The organism is Robertkochia flava (genome assembly GCF_020166515.1).
GTDB lineage: Bacteria > Bacteroidota > Bacteroidia > Flavobacteriales > Flavobacteriaceae > Robertkochia > Robertkochia flava.
This window is the reverse complement of record NZ_JAINZT010000005.1, coordinates 591,059-611,499: the sequence shown is the minus strand read 5'-3', so window position 1 is coordinate 611,499 and position 20,441 is coordinate 591,059. Positions and strand designations below refer to the sequence as shown.

15 protein-coding genes are annotated in these 20,441 nt (G+C 43.0%); 7 read left to right on the top strand and 8 right to left on the bottom strand.

Annotated elements, in window-relative coordinates; all coding sequences use genetic code 11:
* Positions 1–18: 18 nt before the first annotated feature.
* The 3 genes from gldF (at position 19) to dnaN (ending at position 3,599) form a co-directional block, all read left to right on the top strand.
* Positions 19–732, top strand: coding sequence for a gliding motility-associated ABC transporter permease subunit GldF (gene gldF, locus K7R11_RS09090; protein ID WP_224490216.1), 714 nt, complete (start codon positions 19–21; stop codon positions 730–732).
* Complete coding sequence (gene gldG / locus K7R11_RS09085; RefSeq protein WP_224490215.1) at positions 729–2,408, top strand: gliding motility-associated ABC transporter substrate-binding protein GldG; 1,680 nt, start codon at positions 729–731, stop codon at positions 2,406–2,408. Before gldF ends, gldG begins: the two co-directional genes overlap by 4 nt.
* 72 nt (positions 2,409–2,480) lie before the next feature.
* On the top strand, positions 2,481–3,599 hold the full coding sequence (gene dnaN / locus K7R11_RS09080) for a DNA polymerase III subunit beta (RefSeq protein WP_224490214.1): 1,119 nt from the start codon (positions 2,481–2,483) through the stop codon (positions 3,597–3,599).
* A gap of 179 nt (positions 3,600–3,778) precedes the next feature.
* On the opposite strand, the gene K7R11_RS09075 is transcribed toward dnaN, so the two are convergent.
* The 3 genes from K7R11_RS09075 to K7R11_RS09065 all read right to left on the bottom strand — a co-directional run bounded on the left by K7R11_RS09075 (position 3,779) and on the right by K7R11_RS09065 (position 5,599).
* Entirely contained in the window at positions 3,779–4,135 is a 357-nt protein-coding gene (locus K7R11_RS09075; RefSeq protein WP_224490213.1) for a DUF4870 domain-containing protein, read from the bottom strand.
* Between the two features lie 80 nt (positions 4,136–4,215).
* Positions 4,216–5,091, bottom strand: a complete 876-nt coding sequence (locus tag K7R11_RS09070; RefSeq protein WP_224490212.1) for a mechanosensitive ion channel family protein — start codon at positions 5,089–5,091, stop codon at positions 4,216–4,218.
* 10 nt (positions 5,092–5,101) lie between these two features.
* Complete coding sequence (locus K7R11_RS09065; protein ID WP_224490211.1) at positions 5,102–5,599, bottom strand: Dps family protein; 498 nt, start codon at positions 5,597–5,599, stop codon at positions 5,102–5,104.
* Between the two features lie 164 nt (positions 5,600–5,763).
* Here K7R11_RS09065 and mnmE point away from each other — a divergent pair, with 164 nt between their 5' ends.
* From mnmE to K7R11_RS09050, 3 genes are all read left to right on the top strand, one after another.
* Entirely contained in the window at positions 5,764–7,185 is a 1,422-nt protein-coding gene (gene mnmE / locus K7R11_RS09060; RefSeq protein WP_224490210.1) for a tRNA uridine-5-carboxymethylaminomethyl(34) synthesis GTPase MnmE, read from the top strand.
* A gap of 681 nt (positions 7,186–7,866) precedes the next feature.
* Positions 7,867–8,214, top strand: a complete 348-nt coding sequence (locus K7R11_RS09055) for a hypothetical protein (protein WP_224490209.1) — start codon at positions 7,867–7,869, stop codon at positions 8,212–8,214.
* A gap of 3 nt (positions 8,215–8,217) precedes the next feature.
* Positions 8,218–8,802: a hypothetical protein gene (locus tag K7R11_RS09050; protein ID WP_224490208.1), complete on the top strand. Its 585-nt coding sequence runs from the start codon at positions 8,218–8,220 to the stop codon at positions 8,800–8,802.
* 207 nt (positions 8,803–9,009) lie between these two features.
* Here K7R11_RS09050 and K7R11_RS09045 read toward each other — a convergent pair whose 3' ends face one another.
* On the bottom strand, positions 9,010–13,500 hold the full coding sequence (locus tag K7R11_RS09045) for an ATP-binding cassette domain-containing protein (RefSeq protein WP_224490207.1): 4,491 nt from the start codon (positions 13,498–13,500) through the stop codon (positions 9,010–9,012).
* Between the two features lie 289 nt (positions 13,501–13,789).
* Positions 13,790–16,528, bottom strand: a complete 2,739-nt coding sequence (gene ppdK, locus K7R11_RS09040) for a pyruvate, phosphate dikinase (RefSeq protein WP_224490206.1) — start codon at positions 16,526–16,528, stop codon at positions 13,790–13,792.
* Positions 16,529–16,925: 397 nt separating this feature from the next.
* On the opposite strand from ppdK, the gene K7R11_RS09035 reads away from it, so the two are divergent.
* Positions 16,926–17,072, top strand: coding sequence for a hypothetical protein (locus K7R11_RS09035; RefSeq protein ID WP_224490205.1), 147 nt, complete (start codon positions 16,926–16,928; stop codon positions 17,070–17,072).
* A gap of 1 nt (position 17,073) precedes the next feature.
* Here the strand turns inward: K7R11_RS09035 and K7R11_RS09030 are convergent, their stop codons facing one another.
* From K7R11_RS09030 to K7R11_RS09020, 3 genes are read right to left on the bottom strand one after another with little or no spacing between them, the layout of a single operon-like run.
* Positions 17,074–17,235, bottom strand: coding sequence for an adenylosuccinate synthetase (locus K7R11_RS09030; RefSeq protein ID WP_224490204.1), 162 nt, complete (start codon positions 17,233–17,235; stop codon positions 17,074–17,076).
* Positions 17,236–17,293: 58 nt separating this feature from the next.
* Positions 17,294–19,660 carry a GumC family protein gene (locus K7R11_RS09025; RefSeq protein ID WP_224490203.1) on the bottom strand — a complete coding sequence of 789 codons (2,367 nt, stop codon included), beginning with the start codon at positions 19,658–19,660 and terminating at the stop codon, positions 17,294–17,296.
* The gene (locus tag K7R11_RS09020; protein ID WP_224490202.1) at positions 19,661–20,434 is read right to left on the bottom strand and encodes a polysaccharide biosynthesis/export family protein; all 774 of its coding nucleotides are present in this window, start codon (positions 20,432–20,434) and stop codon (positions 19,661–19,663) included. It lies immediately after the preceding gene.
* Positions 20,435–20,441 lie beyond the last annotated feature (7 nt).

Below are 20,441 nucleotides of genomic sequence, written 5' to 3'. Positions count from 1 at the left end.
AGCCTCAAATAGTGTACTATGCTTGCCATCCTCAAAAGAGAAATCAGCAATTTCTTTACCTCACCCATAGCCTACCTCGTTATGGGGCTTTTCCTGGTCATAACAGGCTTATTCCTCTGGGTTTTCAAAGGTCCGTTTAATATTCCCGACAGCGGATTTGCCGATTTGACCCCCTTCTTTGAATTAGCCCCGTGGGTCTTTGTTTTTCTGATTCCCGCAATAACCATGAAAAGTTTTGCAGATGAACGACAACTGGGTACCCTGGAGATGCTTCTTACAAAGCCCATATCGATCTATGAGCTGGTTACGGGGAAGTTTCTTGGCGGTTTGCTGCTGGTGGTATGTACCCTGATACCTACCCTGCTCTATGTGTACACCCTTTATACCCTGGGAAATCCAACGGGAAACCTGGATATGGGAAGTATTATAGGATCCTATCTCGGGTTGCTTTTTCTGGCTTCTGGATTTGTTGCTGTAGGGGTTTTTGCTTCTTCTGTAAGTACGAATCAGATCACTGCCTTTATATTGGCTGTAGTATTGTGCTTTGGCCTGCTCTACCTTCCGCAGGCGGTATCAGAATTATCACCTGCCCTTTCCGCTGTAGAAGGGTTAGGGATAAAAGCCCATTTTGACAGCATCAGCCGGGGCGTATTAAGCCTGGCAGATCTGACCTACTTTATAAGCCTGAGCGTACTATTTATCGTATTAACTGCCACATTTCTTAAAAAATGAGCTTAACACAAAAGATATCAGAAAACAGAATCGTATCCCTCCTACTATTATGTGCATTTCTGTTCTTATTGAATTACCTCTCGGGCCTCAGCGGTATCCGGGCCTACCTTACCAAAGACCAAAGGTATACCCTGAGTGATGCGGCAGAAAGGGCCGTGGAACCTTTTGACAGCCCTGTTTACGTGGATGTATTTCTTGAAGGAAACCTGCCTTCTGAATTTCGGAAGCTCAGGGATGAAACCCGGCAGATGCTCTATGAGTTCAGTCGGGTAAACCGCAACATTCATATTAATTTTATAAACCCACAGGAAGACAATAACGGGGAGAGCGTCGAGGGACTTCAGGCCATGGGCATGCAACCGGCGAGTATCACCATTGAAGAAGGAAACAAAGTATCCCAGGAATATGTTTTTCCCTGGGCTATTGTTAATAAAGGAAGGGAAACCGTTCGGGTGCCCCTTCTTAAAAACAACCTCGGCGCCACCCAAGAAGAGCGAATAAACAATTCTGTGCGCCACCTGGAATATGCCTTTGCAGATGCCTTTACCAAAATAGGCCTGACCAACAAAAAAAAGATCGCTGTATTAAAGGGTAATGGAGAGCTTGCGGATGTTTTTATTGCAGATTTCCTGAACACCTTGAAGGATTATTACCAATTGGCGCCCTTTACCATGGATTCGGTGGCTTCTGATCCGGCAGAAACCCTGGAGCAGCTTAAAGCCTATGATCTTGCACTGGTCGCCAAGCCAACCGAGGCTTTTTCTGAGGAAGAAAAACTGGTTCTCGACCAATTTACCATGCATGGGGGTAAAAGTATCTGGCTCATGGATAAGGTGATCATGGAAATGGACAGTCTCTACCGAAATGAAGGAACCAGCATCGCCGTTCCCAGAGACCTTAACCTGGATGACATGTTTTTTAAGTACGGCGTGCGTATTAACCCCGCTTTGGTAAGCGATCTGTATTTTACCCAGATCGTTCTGGCCTCCGGAAGCGGGAATCAAACCCAGTACAATCCGGCTCCCTGGCTGTACGCACCTATGGTATTCTCCCCGGAGAATCACCCCATAAACACCAATATTGAAGCCTTACGCATGCAGTTTTCCAATCCGATGGACACCTTGAATAACGGGATCGAAAAAACCGTGCTCCTCCAATCTTCTCCGCTTTCCAAATCTGTGGGCACCCCTGTTGAGGTAAGCCTGGATATGGTGCGACAGGAACCGGACAAAGCCAGCTTTAACAACGGTGGTTTGCCATTGGCGGTCCTGCTGGAAGGAAACTTCACTTCCGTATTTAAAAACCGAGTTCAGCCTGCTACCCTGCCTGATTTCAGAGAGGAAGGCAGACAGAACAGTATGATCGTGATCGCTGACGGGGACCTTATCAGGAACGATCTCAGCAATGGAAATCCGATGGAATTAGGTTATGATAAATGGACCAACAACTTTTACGGCAACAAAGAATTTCTGCTGAATTGCGTGAATTACCTTTTAGACGACAACGGACTTATAAACATTCGGACCAAAAAAGTGACTTTGGCATTCTTAGATCAGCAGAAAACCATGGAGGAAAAATCCTTATGGCAGCTCGTAAATATTGGAATTCCAGCGATTTTATCAGTACTGGCCGGACTGGGCTTTTCCTACTTCAGAAAGCGCCGGTATCAGGTTTAAATGTTAATAAGTTATTTTCTATTTAATAACCAATTGAGATATCTTTGTAAGTGTTAGAAAACAACGATTTACATGAAATTTATTGTATCAAGCTCATATTTGCTTAAGCAACTACAGGTGTTGGGAGGAGTGATCAACAACAGTAATACACTTCCTATTTTAGATAACTTTCTTTTTGAACTGGATGGAACTAAACTAACCGTTTCGGCTTCTGATCTTGAAACCACGATGAGTTCTGTCCTGGAGGTAGATTCTGATTCACAGGGAAGTATCGCCGTACCGGCTAAATTACTTCTGGATACCCTGAAAACATTCCCGGAACAACCCCTGACCTTTGTAGTTGAAGACAATAATACGGTTGAGATCAGTTCGAATTATGGAAAATATGCCCTGGCATACGCCGATGGGGCTGAATTTCCAAATACTATAGAACTGGCCGATCCAAGTGCAACCACCATCCTTGGAGATATTCTTGCAACTGCCATCAGCAAAACCATTTTCGCATCAGGAAATGACGACCTGAGACCGGTAATGAGTGGGGTATTCTTCCAGTTCTCCCCGGAGAACCTGACCTTTGTAGCCACAGATGCCCACAAACTGGTGAAATACCAGCGACAGGATGTCTCTGCCTCTGAGGTGGCCGAGTTCATTATGCCTAAAAAGCCTCTTAACCTCTTAAAGAACATCCTTGCAGGTAGTGAAAATGAGGTTACCATTGAGTACAACGACAGTAACGCGAAATTTATCTTTGAAAATATAGAACTGGTTTGCCGACTCATAGACGGAAAATATCCCAATTACGAAGCGGTTATACCAAAAGAGAATCCGAACCGACTGAGCATCGATCGCATGCAGCTTTTAAATTCAGTAAAAAGGGTTTCGATCTTCTCGAATAAAACCACGCATCAGATCCGTCTTAAGATCGCGGGAGCAGAGCTGAATATCTCTGCAGAAGATCTTGATTACAGCAACAAGGCAGAAGAGCGCCTAACCTGTGATTACCAGGGCGATGATATGCAGATCGGGTTTAACTCGCGATTCCTTACCGAAATGCTGAACAACCTGACCTCGGATGAAGTATCTCTCGAAATGAGCCTTCCTAACCGTGCCGGGATCCTTACGCCTACCGACGGACTGGATGAAGGAGAACACATTACCATGCTGGTGATGCCGGTAATGCTTAACAACTAATAAGTGGAAGAATCCTATTTATATAAAAAGCTGCCCGATAAGGCAGCTTTTTTTGTTATTGGGTTATGAGAACAACTGTGAACATGAGAACGTCTTGGGCTACATGCCTGCCAGATTCTTCCTCTACCAGCTCCCCTGTCTCCCTGTCTCCCTGTCTCCCGGTCTCTCTGCTTACCGGCTTAAAAAAAACGGATGCTTAATGGGTAGTAGGGTTCTTCCCCATTCGAGGCCCTTATGGCATTGATAATGGGAAATACAAAAGCAATTATCCCGATACCTATCAGCAATAGGATGCCCAATCCGAAGAGCAGTATCAGCGGAATACTGATAAGGCAATAAATGAACATACTCAGCTGGAAGTTTAAAATAGATCTTCCGTGTTCATCCATCCCCAGAACATTATCCTTATTGGAAATCCATAGCACCAGGGGGATGATGAATCCTCCAAAACCGGTGACGTAATCCAGGAGCTGGGTTAAATGGGTGATGGCCAATAACTGGGTATCTATCCTTTTAAGCGTCAAATTCTTTTCCATGATTTTTATTTTGATTGATGATGTTTATACATATGTCGATTTAAAAGCGAAAATGTTACAGTAACCACAGGATTAAAACCTTATGCTTCCGACTTTGGGATAGGATTGGAGAAATCGATGGTTCGAATTGGGAAAGGAATCACAATTCCGTGCTCATCGAAAGCCCTTTTCAACGCCATAATGGCCTCTCCCCTGGCCTTCAGGATCTCTAACCCGGAAGTGGAATCGATCCAGAATCGCACTTCAAAATTTATGGAACTATCTCCGAAAGCGGTGTAGAAGAACAGGATGTCGGAGGCCGACTCCACGGCTTCGAATTGCCTGCTAATGGTTTCTAAGACCAGTTTTCTCACCTTTTCAAGGTCACTGTCATAAGCTACCCCGCATTCCAGGATCACCCTGGACTGGGCCGTTACCGAATAATTCTTTAAGGGGTTTTCTATGACCATTTTATTGGGAATGGAAACCATATTATTATCGATCTGCCTTAAGGTAGTGGTGCGTAAACTCAGATCTACCACTTCCCCGGTATACCCGTTAGTCTCCACCCAATCGCCCAGTTTCATGTATTTAACAAAAGACAGGGTGATTCCTGAAAAGGTATTGGTAAGCAATCCCTGTAATGCCAGACCTACCGCCAGACCGGCCACCCCGGCACCGGCAAGCAGGGAGGTGAGCATCTTATCGAGGTTTAATATCCCTAAAGCCACGAATATCCCAAACAGAATCACGATAATGGAAATCAACCGGGAAGTGATCCTACGTACAGAGCTCTGCATGGACGTCCTGCCCAGTAGTTTCTGCATCAGGGTAAATACATATTTGGAGAGAAAATAGGTGCCCAGGAATACAACACAGGCCAGTAAAAAATTAGGTAGGTTCATGACCAGTTTATCCAGCCATGAACCTACTTCTGATAACATCTTATCCCATGCCTGGGAAATCTGTTCTTTCATTCAGTTCGTATTAAGACATTTTCGCTTTAAGTACCTCATTGGTCTTCATTCTCCATGCATCTAACATCCAGGAGGTCTTCTCAAGTTCCCGAATATAAGCTCCGATCAGGTCTATTGTACCCTCATCTCCACAGTCTCCGGCCACGTGAACCACATTGCGCATCTGTTTCAGCATTTCGGAGTGGTCGCTCAAAAGCGTTTCTATCATTTCTACATCAGACAGATCGGTGCCCGATTCTTTTACATTGGAGATCTCAAGGTATCTTGATAAATTACTCACCGGTCGGTGTCGAAGCGTTAAGATACGTTCTGCCAGTTCATCAATTTTGAATTTGGCATCGTCATATAACTCTTCGAACTTTTCATGAAGATCAAAGAAATTTCGCCCGAGAATATTCCAGTGAAAATTTCTGAGCTTCTGATAGTACAGATGATAATCTGCCAGTAAAACATTTAACTCGTATACTGTTTTTTCTGTCTTGTCCTTATCTAAATTCAAATAATTCATATGCTTACCTACATTTTTAAGATTCACTAATTAAGATAACAAAATCCTCCAGATAATCAAGCGTTTAACAAGATTTAACTTACCTTAAATCTTCCTTTAACGCTATATGGATCTGCAACTCTCTTTTCTCTTATTAGATTCGTATTTTTGTTGAAAACTATTACATGAAACTTGAGGATACCATTATTGCTTTAGCGACCCCATCGGGGGCAGGTGCCATTGCTGTGATCCGGCTCTCGGGGAAAAAGGCGATTGCGCTGGCCGGCAGGCATTTCCGTTCCATTCACGGGAAAGACCTGGATAAGCAAAAAACCCACACGATACACCTTGGTCATATCATGGATGGCGACCGGGTTATTGATGAGGTTCTGGTATCCCTCTTTAAGAATCCGCATTCCTATACCGGGGAAGACGTTGTAGAGATCTCCTGTCACGGCTCCCCTTATATCCAGCAAGAGATCATCCAGCTGTTTTTAAGGGCAGGGTGTCGTATGGCTGATGCGGGAGAATTTACCCTCAGGGCCTTTCTCAATGGAAAAATGGACCTGAGCCAGGCAGAGGCCGTAGCCGACCTTATCGCCTCAGATAATGCCGCAGCCCACCAGATCGCCATGCAGCAAATGCGCGGGGGATTCAGTAATGAATTAGCACGTTTACGGGAAGAGCTGATGAACTTTGCTTCCCTCATCGAGCTGGAGCTCGATTTTGCCGAAGAAGATGTGGAATTTGCCAACAGGGACGAATTCAGAAATCTGCTGGAACGCATCAGGAATGTACTGAAAAAGCTCATCGACAGTTTTGCCACCGGGAATGTGATCAAAACGGGGATTCCTGTGGCTATCGTGGGCGAGCCCAATGTAGGAAAATCGACTCTTCTGAACGCCCTGCTGCAGGAAGAGCGCGCCATTGTGAGCGATATAGCCGGTACGACCCGTGACACCATAGAAGATGAGATGGTGATCGGGGGCATCGGATTCCGTTTTATTGATACCGCCGGAATAAGGGAAACCAAGGATGTGGTAGAAAGCATCGGGATTCAGCGCACCTTTGAAAAGATCGAAAAGGCCCAGGTGGTGATCTACCTCTTCGATTGCGAAACGGTAAAGAAAAGCCTGCATGGAGCAACCGGTCCGAATGGCAGAACGTTAGACACCATCATTACCGAGATCGGGAAAATTAAAAACAAATATCCCCAGAAACATCTGGTGATTATTGCCAACAAGATTGATGTACTTACCGAAGAAGAACGGAATAAGGTATCGGAACAGATTCCTGAAGCCCTGCATCTATCGGCACGTTCCGGCGTTGGTGTGGATAAACTCCAGGACAAACTGCTTGAATTCATCAATACAGGTGCGTTGAGAAACAACGAGACCATCATTACCAATACCAGGCATTACGACGCCCTTTTAAAGGCACTGGAGGAGGTAGAAAAGGTTCGGGAAGGCCTGGATGCCGAACTCCCGGGAGACCTGCTCGCTATCGATATCAGACAAGCGTTGTATCACTTCGGGGAGATCACCGGAGAAATTTCGAGTGACGACCTGCTGGGGAATATCTTTGCGAATTTTTGTATCGGAAAGTGACACATCTAACTAAATTATTGGCATAGTTGTGGAGGTAGTAATGATGATCAAACCCATGGATCCTCAATTTGTGGAGGAAGTGGTACTGGATCAGGATATGTACTAGTGATTGATTGTCCAGGATCAACTACCAAAATAAACTTTTTCAAGACCGCCACTGCAAACGCAGATTGTCCAGATTGCAGTAGTACTCCCATTGGCTCAATGGCTGTAAATGATTGGGCTAAAAGTGTTTTGAAGTTGGAGTATTATTTGTGGGATATTAATTATCAAATGTCAGATGCGGAATTAACATATTACCAACTCTAACCTGAAAAAGCTTACACTATAAATAGATGGTTGATAGATAATGGTCGTACCGAGGAAAACCTCTTTTTTGCAAAAGCCTGGATGAAGGCGGAAATGGAAGGTGGGGAAATAAATGTTTCGGATAAAATAATTGTTGATGCGTCTATGGTTAATACAAAAGCGAAATGCGTATACGACAAATTGTTGAGGACAGGAATAGATAATTTTAACGAGATGACATCAATTTTGGTGGCATTTAGTGACGACAATTACGACAAAAGCACACTAATTTATAGAGTGGTACCGGATATTGTGAATAGCAATGGCGTTCGATTGAATGGAAGGTTTGAAAGAAATGATAACAATTATATAGTAAATCTTAATGCATAGAACTTGGCAAATAGATCTGGCATTGAAATTGCTAAAACAATAATTCATGAATCAATTCACGCAAAACTTAGGAGACATCTTCAGGTTGGACAAAATTCATTCGAAGAATTATATGGGCTATATATTTTGAATACAACAGGTAGTGATGAATTGTCGCACGCGATCATGAGAGATCAATATGTTAAAAACATTGCGAATGTATTATACCAGTATGATGGAGGCACAGAACCCATGAACTATTATGAGGATTTAGCCTGGGAAGGTCTTGATCAATATCTTCCATCCTCCGAAATTGATCAAATAATTCAATCAATAAATTTAGCTAGAAGTAAAGGATTAGATTGTGAATAAATTATGAAAAGAAAACTTTTGTTCTTGGGCATTTCAATTGCGATTTTAATATGCTTATCATCGCTGTATATGTTCTTCGGCAATTTAGAGTCAAATAAAAAATCTGTATTTATATTTTATTCAGTTAACGAAGAAAACCCTAAGAATTATTGGGCGAAATTCAGGTACCTTTTCCCGGAAGACTTTAATCCTTACATAGCCGTTTCAGAGTCAAATCGGTCTGAAATTCTTAAATTAAATCAGAAGCAAAGGGAATTATACGATAGTATTCAAAAATCGATATACCCTTTTAAAGCAATCTTTAAAACGGATTCTGTAATTAAATATTCCATTCAGGTATCACCGAAATCTGAAATATATTTTGAAGCTCTTTCACAAAAAGAGATCCCCTATTCAAAAGCCATAGAAATGGAAGGTGTAAGCATTGATTCTGTTCTATCGTTAATCCCAGATGTTTATATTACTCTACCCCTAGATAATAATCGTAAAAAACGAGAAGACATTAACTACAATTTGGTTTTATTGGATTCAACTACAGAGTCAGCTTGGCTATTGAAAGTAAATCCAAACTATATTGTTTACGAATAACAAAAAAACTAAGAAATCTAAATTAAGCGAAAACTACTCATATATAACAAAATTGTATCTCATTTGTAACTGACACTTATTAACACATTGTTTTTCAACTAAAATTACTTTCTGTATCGGAAAGTGATCTTCCACATCCTGGGCAAACAGTAATTACAGATACACCAAAAAGATCAAAAATATAAATCTACCTGATACAGATACTCATTAGTTCAAGATTATTCCTGTCCCGATTTTTCCCAGCAGGTACGGATTATGATCTACAACCAGGATATCGTTGTGTTCACTGATCTTTTCAAGCATGCCAAACAACAGATCGATATCCGCATAATGTAGTCCGATAGCGGGTTCATCAAGGATGTACAAGGCATTCCTTCCGGCATCCTGAAGCCAATTCAACAATAACAGTCGTTGTTTTTCTCCTGAAGACAGCGACCGGACGGGCTGGTCTAAAATGAGGTGTCCTAACCCTGTTTCCTCTAACTGATCTAAGAACAATGCTACCCCGGACGAAACACGCTGATGCTCTATCCATTTTTTCAGACCGGAAATATCCAGGTTGAGCACCTCAGCGATATTTTTAGATCCTACAGTATGTTCTAATATAGATTTTTGGTATCGCATACCGTTACACACTTCACAAGTCTCTTTCATACCGGCTACAATATCCAGGGAGGTTTCTGTATACCCCTTTCCCTTGCAACTTACACATTGAGCAGACTTGTTCTTATAAGAAAAATCACCTGGTTTAAGTCCGGTCTCCTTTGCAAAGACCTTACAGATGCCCTTTAGCAAATCCAGGTAAGATACCAGTAAAGTACTCTTATAGGCCCTGAGTCTTTTAGGTTCAAAATAATGAACTCCGGTGTACTTTGCAGGAAAGTCAATACTTTCACAATGCACAGGTTTACTGCTCCTGATGGCAGGGATGATCACATCTCTTACCAGGGTGGTTTTCCCTATACCCGACTTCCCGCTGATAGCGGTTATTCCACCAACCGGAATATAGAGTACTTCTTTTTTTAATGTATGCCTTGAAAGGTTCCTAATCTCAATGGTTTTCCCACCCGGATCAAAGTGGATTTTCCCGGATGGCATCTTCAAAAAGGGATGACAGCCAGGGCTTTTCAGATATTCCTTTGGAATACCCTGGTATGTAATATATCCTCCCGATTTGCCTGCTTTTGGTCCCAGCTCGATCAGGTGATCGGCAGCCAGAATGATCTCTTTGTTATGTTCAATAACGATCACGGTATTCCCCTTTTCTATAAGCTCCTTTAGCAGGTTAACCAGGTCTGGAATATTGGTTTCTGATAATCCGGCCGAAGGTTCATCCAGTACATAGGTAATGCCTTTAAGCGGACTGTTTAATTGTTTTATAAGCTCTACCCGTTGACATTCGCCCCCGGAAAGCGTATTCGACCGGCGGTGAAGTTGCAGGTGATCAATATGCAGCTGCTTTGCCCTTTTTATGGTATGGGTAAGATGGGCTGAAATGTTCGATATAAGTTTTTTATCTACTTCATCGTAAGCATCACGCTCCAGGAGCCAGTCTTCCAGGTCTGTAAAATTCATCGATTTTATTTCATGAAGGGACTTCCCCCCCAACTTAAAGTCCAATCGCCCGGGATCTAATCCACTTCCTTTGCAATGACGGCAGCGTACTGGGGTAAACAGGGCTTTCAGATTTTCAATATTCTTGTTCTTGCGGGTGTTCATGTATTCCTCCCTCAAATATTGAAACAGTCCGTTCCATGGCATCCGAACTTGTTGTGTACCTTCCCTGGTTTTGGTCTTAAAATTCCATTGGGTCTCCCAAATGGTTTCACCCGTACCATTTAGTAAAATATCCTTCTGCTGTTGTGTAAGCGCTTGAAAAGGCGTCTTCAGGGTAAACCCGTACTTTTTACCTGTTTCTCCTGCGATAGCCATGTACTGGCTGCCCCTGTGCCCGTAATAAGCCAGCGCCTTGTTATGCTCGAACAGACCTTCGGAGATACTTTGAGTCTCATCAAGCACAATTTTCTGCAGGTCCGGTAAAAATTCCTGTCCTGTCCCATCACATAACATACATTTTCCTAATTCGTGATTTCCGGAAAAATGACTGGCAGACAACTCCTCCCCTTCAAACTGCGCTTTTCTGGAAAATGCAAATCGCAAGATCCTGTCGATCCCGGTTTGCATAGCCATATCTGACCGCTCTGAAAAGCTCCTTACCTTCCTGGTCACACAGATCGTAGGGGTGAGTCCCGTAATGAGATCTACCTCAAATCGTTCGTTTGCTCCGCTTCTGGATAGCTGATAGGTTGAAAACTGTTTGGTCATTTCCTGAAGGCCGAATCCATGAAGGGTATCAATTAGCAGGGAAGATTTACCTGACCCTGATATCCCGGAGATCACTGACAGTTGATGCTTAGGGATATGGAGATTCAGGTCCTTGAGATAATGGGTGCGGGCACCACTAATGATGATCTGATCTGTTTCCTGGGAATTGACCTTGTCCCTACGATTAAATTTTGCCTTTACGGCGTTTTCCACCAGCGCATCACAGGAGGACTGAAACAGGGTATGATTCTCAAAACAGATGATTCCTGCAGTCTGCCCTTTTAACTGATGTAAAGCCTGGAGCAGCTGCCTCACATTTTTCTGATGCAAGCCTATACTGGGTTCTTCCAGCAATAAAACGGTATCTTTTGAGCGCTTCGAAAAATGCTTTGTGAGCTTAATTCGCTGTGCTTCCCCTCCGGACAGGGTATTTGAAGGCTGACCCAGTTTAACATACCCAAGGCCCAGTTTTAGCATTAAAGCTAATACCCGGGTAATCTTTTCTTCGCCTGCAAAGAAATCAAAAGCTTCCTCTGCATCCATATTGTAAATTTCTGCGATATTGCTGCGATTCCAATGCACCTGGAGCACTTCAGGTTTGAAACGTTTGCCATTACACTCCGGACAAACCTGGTTAACAGACCCCATGATATTCATGGAAAGGGTAATAACTCCGGCCCCTTCACAGGTGTGGCACCTACCTGCCTTATTATTAAATGAAAAGGCTCCCTTTGCCAACTTTTTCGCCTTCGCCTCCGGAGATTTAGCCAGGAGATCCCGGATTTTATCTGCCAATCCTGTGTAGGTGGCGGGGTTACTTCTTGGAGTTTTACCTATAGGCTGATCTGTCACCTTTATAAGGCTGTAGTTCTTTTGCAGGCAGAATTCGGTTATTGCCTCCATGGCGCGGGTAGTCTTCCTGTTTATTACGGTCAGGCTTCCCTCCCGGGGTTGAAACTCATCTAAGGATAGCGAATCGGGATCATGAACAGGGATTGAAGTTGGTTTTCGCAGTTCACTTAAGGTGGGACTGGCAGGATCTTCGGCTGTTAAAAAATCCTTCACCGGGCCGTTAAAGATCACCTGGCCTCCATGAACCCCAGCCTCCGGACCTAATTCCACGATCCAGTCGGCCGACCGGATAAAATTCAGATCATGCTCCACCACCATAACGGTATTTCCCCGGGCTATCAGGCGATCAAAGATATGACGCAGATACTCCTGGTGTGCTTCGGGCAATCCTATGGAAGGCTCATCAAAGACATACATGATCCCTTGCAGACTGCTGTTTACCTGCCTGATCAGTTTGATACGCTGACCATCGCCGGAGGAGATCTCGATGCTTGGTGTACCCAGGGAATATTGCTCCATTCCCAACTGTACCATATCATATAGCGGGTCGGAAATCGTCCGGACCAACTCCTGTTCCGGAGGGGTGAGATCCAGACCCTGGAGCTTTTCGTATAATCGGCCTAACGAAAGGTCCATCCATTCCCCGAAATTGAGTCCTTTCCATGTGTATTGAAGGTGTGCAGCTTTTATTCTCGCCCCGTTACAATCCTGGCAAACCCTGGAACTCACAAACTTCAGGATATTAGGATTCCGGTCTCGTCTTAATATATCCTGCATGATAGGAAGCATGCCCTTGTAATAACCTTCCTCCCGGGGCTTGGCCTTTAAAGCTTTCCATTTCAGACGCGATTCTATACTGTGTTTCCCGTAATACACCTTAGTGCGGTCACTGCCATATAGCACTGCGTCCTTTTGTTCAGCAGACAGCAATTTCCATGGTACATCCACACTGAAGCCATGAGCCCGGCAGACCTTATTTAACTCCTCGACGGTGACCTGCGAATAAACAATATAGCCATTAGGCAAGGTCGTGGCAATGGCTCCTTCACGCAGGGTTTTGTCCTCATCTTCGATCAACTTCTGAAGATCGATGTACTCTTCCTGCCCGATCCCATGACAGGTTTCACAGGCCCCTTTGGGGTGATTAAAGGAAAAAAGCGACTTGCTCAGGGGACCCTTTCCGGAAAATCGCGCAAACAGTATTCTAAAAACCGAAGTCAGCTCAGACAGGGTACCAAAAGTGGCATTAACAGATTGAAATCGTTTTGATTGCCCGATCCGGATCACCGGTGGCAGCTCTGTTATTTCATCGACTTCTGCTGTAGGGATCAATTGTGCATTTTGCTGATTATATGCAGACAGACTTTCCAGGAAATGCCGGTATCCTTCATTGGCAATAACGTCTATGGCCAGGGAAGACTTTCCGGATCCCGACAAACCGGTAACTACAATGAGCTGATTTCCGGGAAGACTTAGATGAATGTTTTTCAGGTTGTTTTGATGGGCATTTATGATCCGCATACAGGCTGCTTGATAATCCGTTTGGTTAATAAAGGGAATAAAGATAGGAAGATTATTACTCCTTCGGATTTATGGATAAAAGGCCGGTGGAATTACCTCAAACGGAATTCTCTCTGCCTTCAAAAGGGAAAAAGCAACAGTACAGACGATCCATTCAAATCCGGTCTACAGCACGGTTGAAGAAAATACCTGAATAACCGGATGTATCCCACTCAGGAAAAGAGCTCAAAAAAATACCCCGGGAAGCTTTGCTGTACTCCCCGGGGTGTAAATGGATATATAATGTTGGTTAAGAGTTTCCGGCCTGTTTTTTTATCGCGGCCTGGGCAGCAGCGATTCTTGCAATAGGTACGCGGAAAGGAGAACAGCTCACATAGTCCATTCCCAGGCTGTTACAGAATTCAACTGAGGCAGGGTCGCCCCCGTGTTCCCCGCAAATTCCGATCTTCAATCCGGGTTTTATTTCGCGTCCCCTTCCTACTCCGATGCGCATCAGAGTACCTACTCCTTTCTGGTCTATAGTCTCAAACGGATCGGCCTTGAGAATCCCTTTTTCCAGGTAAATAGGTAAAAACTTACCGGCATCGTCCCTGGAATACCCGTAGGTCATTTGGGTAAGGTCGTTCGTGCCAAAGGAAAAGAATTCAGCTTCCCCAGCGATCTTATCTGCGATGAGCGCGGCCCTTGGAACTTCGATCATAGTTCCGATCTTAAAGTCTACGCGGTCTTTGTATTCCCTGAACACCTGTTCTGCTGTTTCCCTGATGACATCTCTCTGGGAGGAGAATTCTTCAAGGGTTCCCACCAGAGGGACCATGATCTCGGGTTTTACTGTAATTCCTCTGGATTTAACATGGAGAGCAGCCTCGAGAATCGCCCGGGTTTGCATTTCTGTGATCTCAGGGTAAGTGATACCTAAACGGCATCCGCGGTGTCCCAGCATGGGGTTAAACTCTGCTAATTCTGCAACCTTTGATTTTACAGCCTCCAGGGAGATATGCAGGTCTTCTGCCAGTTCCTTCTGGGTGGTTAACTGGTGAGGAACGAATTCGTGAAGCGGTGGATCGAGTAATCGTATGGTTACAGGATGACCGTCCATAGCCTCGAAAATACCTTCGAAGTCTGAGCGTTGCATGGGTAGCAATACCTCCAGAGCCCTTCTACGACCTTTGGTGGTGGCGGCCAGGATCATTTCCCTCATGGCCTTGATACGGTCTACCTCAAAAAACATATGTTCTGTGCGGGTGAGTCCTATCCCTTGTGCTCCAAAATTCCTTGCTGCCAGGGCATCTGCCGGAGTATCGGCATTGGTCCGGATACGCAAGGTACGGTACCTGTCGCTGAGTTTCATCAGTTGGGCAAACTCTCCTGTGAGTTCCGGTTCTCTTGTGGCCACCTTGCCTTCAAAAATGTTTCCTGTGCTACCGTTTAAGGAGATCCAGTCGCCTTCGTGATATTCGCGTCCATCAATGGTCAGGGTTCGGGTCCTGTAATTGATCTTCAGGGCACCAGCCCCTGAGATACAGCATTTCCCCATTCCCCTGGCCACTACGGCAGCGTGAGAGGTCATCCCACCTCTTGCGGTAAGAATACCATTGGCAAGGTGCATCCCTTCAAGATCTTCCGGAGAGGTTTCCAGACGAACCAGGATGGCATTTTTAAACTTGCCTACCTCATCAGAGTGAAATACGATCTGTCCGGTTGCAGCACCGGGAGAAGCAGGAAGCCCCTGGGCGATCACCCTGGCCTTTTTAATGGCCTTTGTATCAAATACCGGGTGTAGCAATTCATCCAGCTTTATGGGTTCTATACGAAGTATTGCTTCCTGTTCCCCGATGAGGCCTTCCCTGAGCATGTCCATAGCTATTTTTACCATGGCTGCTCCGGTTCGTTTTCCATTCCTGGTTTGCAGGATCCACAATTTACCGTTCTGAATGGTGAACTCCATATCCTGCATATTCCTGTAATGCGTTTCCAGCATGCGCTGGTATTCAAACAGCTCCTGGTATACAACAGGCATGATCTCTTCCAGGGAGGGATATTTGGATCTTCTCTCTGCTTCAGGGATCTGTGCCAGCACCGCCCAGCGTTCTGAACCCAGTTTAGTGATCTGCTGAGGCGTGCGCACCCCGGCTACCACATCTTCCCCCTGGGCATTCATGAGATATTCGCCGTTAAAAACGTTCTCTCCTGTGCCCGCATCTCTGGTAAAGCAAACCCCGGTTCCGGAATTCGCTCCCATATTTCCAAATACCATGGCCTGCACATTAACAGCCGTACCCCAGTTAGCCGGATAACCGTGCATGGTTCTGTAGTACACGGCCCGGTCTCCGTTCCAGCTGTTAAATACAGCCATGACCGCTCCCCAGAGTTGTTCCCAGGGATCTTCCGGAAGTGTTTTCCCGGTTCGCGATTTAATAGCCTCCTTAAATCTCCTGACCAGTAATCTCAGATCGTCTGTGGTAAAGTCGGTATCCAGTTCAATGCCGCGGTCTTGCTTAATTTCTTCCATGATCTCTTCAAAGGGATCGATCTCCTCTTTAGACCTGGGCTTCATCCCCATAACCACACCACCGTACATCTGAACGAATCTGCGGTAGGAATCCCATGCGAAACGATCATTTTGCGTAAGTCGGGCCAGAGATTCCACGCTCCTGTCATTTAAGCCGAGATTCAGCACCGTATCCATCATCCCAGGCATGGACACCCGGGCTCCGGACCTGACGGATAATAATAAAGGATGGTCGTCGGATCCGAATTCGGCCTTCATAATCTTCCCTATGTTCTTTACCGAGGTTTCCACCTCTTCGCGAATCAAACGAATGGTTGCATCCATCCCTACCTGGTTGTATTCTGTACAAACCTCTGTAGTGATTGTAAATCCCGGGGGGACCGGCACCCCGATTCGGCTCATTTCAGCCAGGTTGGCGCCTTTCCCTCCCAGGAGATTCCGCATGGTTGCATTGCCATCGGCTGACCGGTCTCCAAAATTGAAGACCCTTTTTTTAATTTCTGTGTGAACTTCCATAACTATGGTATTTTATCTGTATTGATTTCGTTTATTTACTTTGATAGTTGGTCTAATAAAGGTCGTACAGACTCCCTTCCATTTCTATGATCTTTATCATATCTGATGATATTTCAATCAAGAATTTTCAGGTATCGACCACCATTTCAGGGAACGAAAACAATCATTCATAACAAGTCCGGTAATGGAGGGTTCGGTTCAGCTATTTCCATGAAAAGCATCGCCGGGAATAATGATGGGATGGTTAAAAAGGACGGTGTACTATTGAAGTCTACAGGTCGATCCCTGCTATTCAGCAAGGAAAATGAAAAAGGAAACTAAACAGACGGGGGAATAGTGATATAGCGGAAAGAACAGTGAAATTTGATTTTGAGTACCGTCTTCATTAAATTAAGACATGAAGTACTCAGGAAAGAAAACAGGACTATACCTCATGCTTGCCGGGGTCGTGATCACCGTGATCGGGATCATCACCGGATGGTATTTTTTTATCTTCCTGATCATCCCCATAGGGATGTTCTGGAAAGGAAAGAAGCAAGACTAATTTACCTTCGGTTTCTCCTGCCGCGTTTCCAGAGAAAATACAGGATAATAAAGAGAACGGGGATGGCCACATACAGCACCATCTCGGTAGCCGAACCCGGATCTAAAGGTGGGTTGTTATGCGGTTTTGGAACTTCTTCGGGGATTTGAAAGATTAAAAACATATCAAAAATAGTTGATTCTTAAGTTAGAGAATTTTTATTAATTGTTCGATATTCTCTTTTACCGAAATCTATTCATAAAGGCTCTATACCAGGGTTGAGAAGAGTTATTGTAAACTTTACCATATTTCCCTGAATATCCCAGATTATCCTGGTTAACATCATTCAAGACTAAAACCATACCAGGTAGCTTTTCATCAACAGCCAATTCACCGATATGTGGAAGTAGTTCCTTTTCTGTATAACCTGCCCTTACAATATAGACCGATTGATCTGCATACTTCGAAATGATCATGGTATCAGTAACAAGCATTGTAGGTGCTGTATCTACTATCACTATATCAAAATTCTCACGTAATTTGGAGAATAATATATCCACTTTAGGGTTCATTAATAATTCTGAGGGATTCGGTGGAACACTGCCTGAATGCAGTATAAATAACCCTGGGGTACCTTCTACAGATTCCACAATTTCATCTAATTCACCATCCCCATTTAAATAATTAGATATTCCCTTTTCTTGTGATAATGGGTTTAATTCATGTAGATTTGGTTTCCTTATATCAGCACCTACCAATAAAACTTTATTATTTGCATATGTGTAGATTTTTGCAAGATTATAGGCAATAAAAGTCTTTCCTTCCCCATTTACAGAAGAGGTAATAAATATTACCCTTTTATCCTTCCTATCCTTATGGAAAATAAAATCAAGATTGGTTCTTAAGATTCTCAATGCTTCCGAGAACAAATCTTTCATATCATCTTCATTAGCTCCTTCCTTAATTCCTGGCAGCTCCCCAATTACTGGAGCATATCCTCTAATCGAATTCAAGTCTCTTAATTCAAGAATTTTTGTATTTAAAATGTTGTTCAGAAAGAATATGACAAAAGGAACAATTAAACCTATTAATCCAGACGCTAGTAAAACCAATTTTCTTTTAGGGAATACCGGAAACTCATCATTTATTCTGGCCGGATCAATTACTTCTGCGCTCGGATAGGCTGTGGCAGTTGTTATGGCTGATTCTTCTCTTTTTTGGAGAAGATAGAGATATATGGATTCTTTAATATTCTGTTGACGTTGTATAACCCTGTTTTCCCGTTCTTGGCTTGGTACACTGGAAATTCTTGTATCGATCATCTCGGCACGAGAAAGTAAATTGGATTGACGTATTAATAATGTATTTTTTAAATTCACCAAACTTTGCATTAAAGAATTATACAACTCCTTTAATCGTTCATTCAGCTGTAAAACAACCGGATTCTTTTCCCCTGAACTATTGAGCAAAGAATTACGTTCAATAACCATTTGATTATATTGGCTTGCAATTGAAGCGATTCCCTGATCTTCGCCGAGATTGGTTGGTAAGGTTTGATATGAATTCTGAGTATTGTTATTTAAATAGGCGATCATTGCATTGACTGTACTTAGTTCCGTGGCTACCTTTATTAACTCAATTTCATTAGAGGCCTCTGCCTGAACATACATTCCAGCTTCTGTGTTGACATCAGTCAGCATATTGCCTACCTTAAAACTTTCCTTGGCACTATCCACTTCACTCAAATCACTGGATATGGAGGCAACCCTTTCATTTATAAAATCATATGTGCTTTGGGCAATTTGCTGCTTATTTTCTATAGACTTGTCGTTGTATGTTTTTATGAGTTCATTTATAAAAGTAGCGGCCTTTTCCGGCACAGGATCAGTTATGGAAATCCCTATCATGTTTGATCTGTTAATTCGATCATTATATGAATATACGGTCAATTTATCTCTGTAAAATTCAGCTACTTTTTTAACGGGTTTGATAAGAATCTTAAGCTTCACGCCATTATAACGATTAAGGTCAAAATGTTCCGAAGGAGTGATGACAAGTGCACCTGCATTTGTATCGATTTTACTTCCAAAAACCCTTTTAATTTCGACACCATATTCATCTGTTAGAACAAACTCAGAATCAGAAATTACAGTAATTTCAAAATACTGTGAATAATCATAAAGGATAGAGTCCGCAGCAAAAAGATTTATTCTAACAGGCCGTTTAGAATATATCTCTCTATCTTTTATGTTGCCTTCAGAATAAACTTGAACATACAACTGTAAATTCCTAACTACATTTTCGATCAATGATCTGGATTTGAGAATTTGAATTTCATCTGTATGTAATTTGTCTCCGCCATAAACAAGTCCAAGTTCACCAAGTATAGCCTCTTCGGGAGTAGGATTATTATTCAAGGTAATTAACCGGATTAAAGCCCTTGATTCATATTCCGGTGTCGTATATCTCAAATAAACAAGAGCTATTCCTACACTTAAGAAAAAACCAAGAAGAAACCATTTCCACTTACTTAGATAATATTCAATGGTCCTTTTGATATCCATCTTACTGTCAAACTGAGTCATTTTATGGTCCTTTTTGGAATTCATTTATGACCTGGTTAAGATTAAAACTGTAGATGTAAGTAAAACTGAAAAAATTGAAACGACTATTGTTGCTCTATTATCAAGAGAAGAGGTTTTTATAGCCGATTCATTCGGTTCTACGTAGACAACATCATTTTGGGTGAGAAAATAAACCGGAGAGTTTATGAATTCTTTGGACGTAAGATCTATTCGGGAAAACGTCTTAACACCATCAAAATCTCTAATAACCAGAACATTATCTCTCCTGGCTTTTATTTCCAAATCTCCTGCTAGACTTAAGGCCTCCAGTAGTGTTATTCGCTCTGTCGGAATATTAAAAGTTCCGGGATTCTTTACATGGCCCAAAACGGTTACTTGAAAATTTTTAATACGAATATTTACTACGGGATCTTTCAAATATCCAATAAGCTTTTTCTTAATCAATTGTTTAACTTCAGTAGTGGTTAAACCTTTAACCGTAAGCCTTCCTAAAACCGGAAAATCAATATCTCCTGATTTATCCACAACGTAATCAACTTCCTGATAATTTAACCCTTCCCCTTTGGTTAAATTAAAAGGTGTGGTAGCTTCCATATCGAAAGTAGATATATGAATGCTTAATAAATCATCCACCTTAATTCTAGGTTCAAAAGATTGGGTTTCCACAAGTGTTTCGAACTCTCTTGCATTTTGAAAGTAGGCCACATCCTTTCTGGTTGCACATGATGTGCATAAAAGAAACAAAAAAATAAAGATGTTCCTTGTTAAAATGTTTAAATTAAAAAAATTTGGGTTCATTTTTATT

What these genes read in the sequence shown, in the direction of transcription:
- K7R11_RS09070 (WP_224490212.1), bottom strand. Translation starts at nt 5,091, where the DNA reads ATGAAAGAACAGATTTCCCAGGCATGGGATAAGATGTTATCAGAAGTA.
- K7R11_RS09020 (WP_224490202.1), bottom strand. Translation starts at nt 20,434, where the DNA reads ATGAACCCAAATTTTTTTAATTTAAACATTTTAACAAGGAACATCTTT.
- K7R11_RS09035 (WP_224490205.1), top strand. Translation starts at nt 16,926, where the DNA reads ATGAAGTACTCAGGAAAGAAAACAGGACTATACCTCATGCTTGCCGGG.
- dnaN (WP_224490214.1), top strand. Translation starts at nt 2,481, where the DNA reads ATGAAATTTATTGTATCAAGCTCATATTTGCTTAAGCAACTACAGGTG.
- ppdK (WP_224490206.1), bottom strand. Translation starts at nt 16,528, where the DNA reads ATGGAAGTTCACACAGAAATTAAAAAAAGGGTCTTCAATTTTGGAGAC.
- mnmE (WP_224490210.1), top strand. Translation starts at nt 5,764, where the DNA reads ATGAAACTTGAGGATACCATTATTGCTTTAGCGACCCCATCGGGGGCA.
- K7R11_RS09050 (WP_224490208.1), top strand. Translation starts at nt 8,218, where the DNA reads ATGAAAAGAAAACTTTTGTTCTTGGGCATTTCAATTGCGATTTTAATA.
- gldF (WP_224490216.1), top strand. Translation starts at nt 19, where the DNA reads ATGCTTGCCATCCTCAAAAGAGAAATCAGCAATTTCTTTACCTCACCC.
- K7R11_RS09065 (WP_224490211.1), bottom strand. Translation starts at nt 5,599, where the DNA reads ATGAATTATTTGAATTTAGATAAGGACAAGACAGAAAAAACAGTATAC.
- K7R11_RS09025 (WP_224490203.1), bottom strand. Translation starts at nt 19,660, where the DNA reads ATGAATTCCAAAAAGGACCATAAAATGACTCAGTTTGACAGTAAGATG.
- K7R11_RS09075 (WP_224490213.1), bottom strand. Translation starts at nt 4,135, where the DNA reads ATGGAAAAGAATTTGACGCTTAAAAGGATAGATACCCAGTTATTGGCC.
- K7R11_RS09030 (WP_224490204.1), bottom strand. Translation starts at nt 17,235, where the DNA reads ATGTTTTTAATCTTTCAAATCCCCGAAGAAGTTCCAAAACCGCATAAC.
- K7R11_RS09045 (WP_224490207.1), bottom strand. Translation starts at nt 13,500, where the DNA reads ATGCGGATCATAAATGCCCATCAAAACAACCTGAAAAACATTCATCTA.
- gldG (WP_224490215.1), top strand. Translation starts at nt 729, where the DNA reads ATGAGCTTAACACAAAAGATATCAGAAAACAGAATCGTATCCCTCCTA.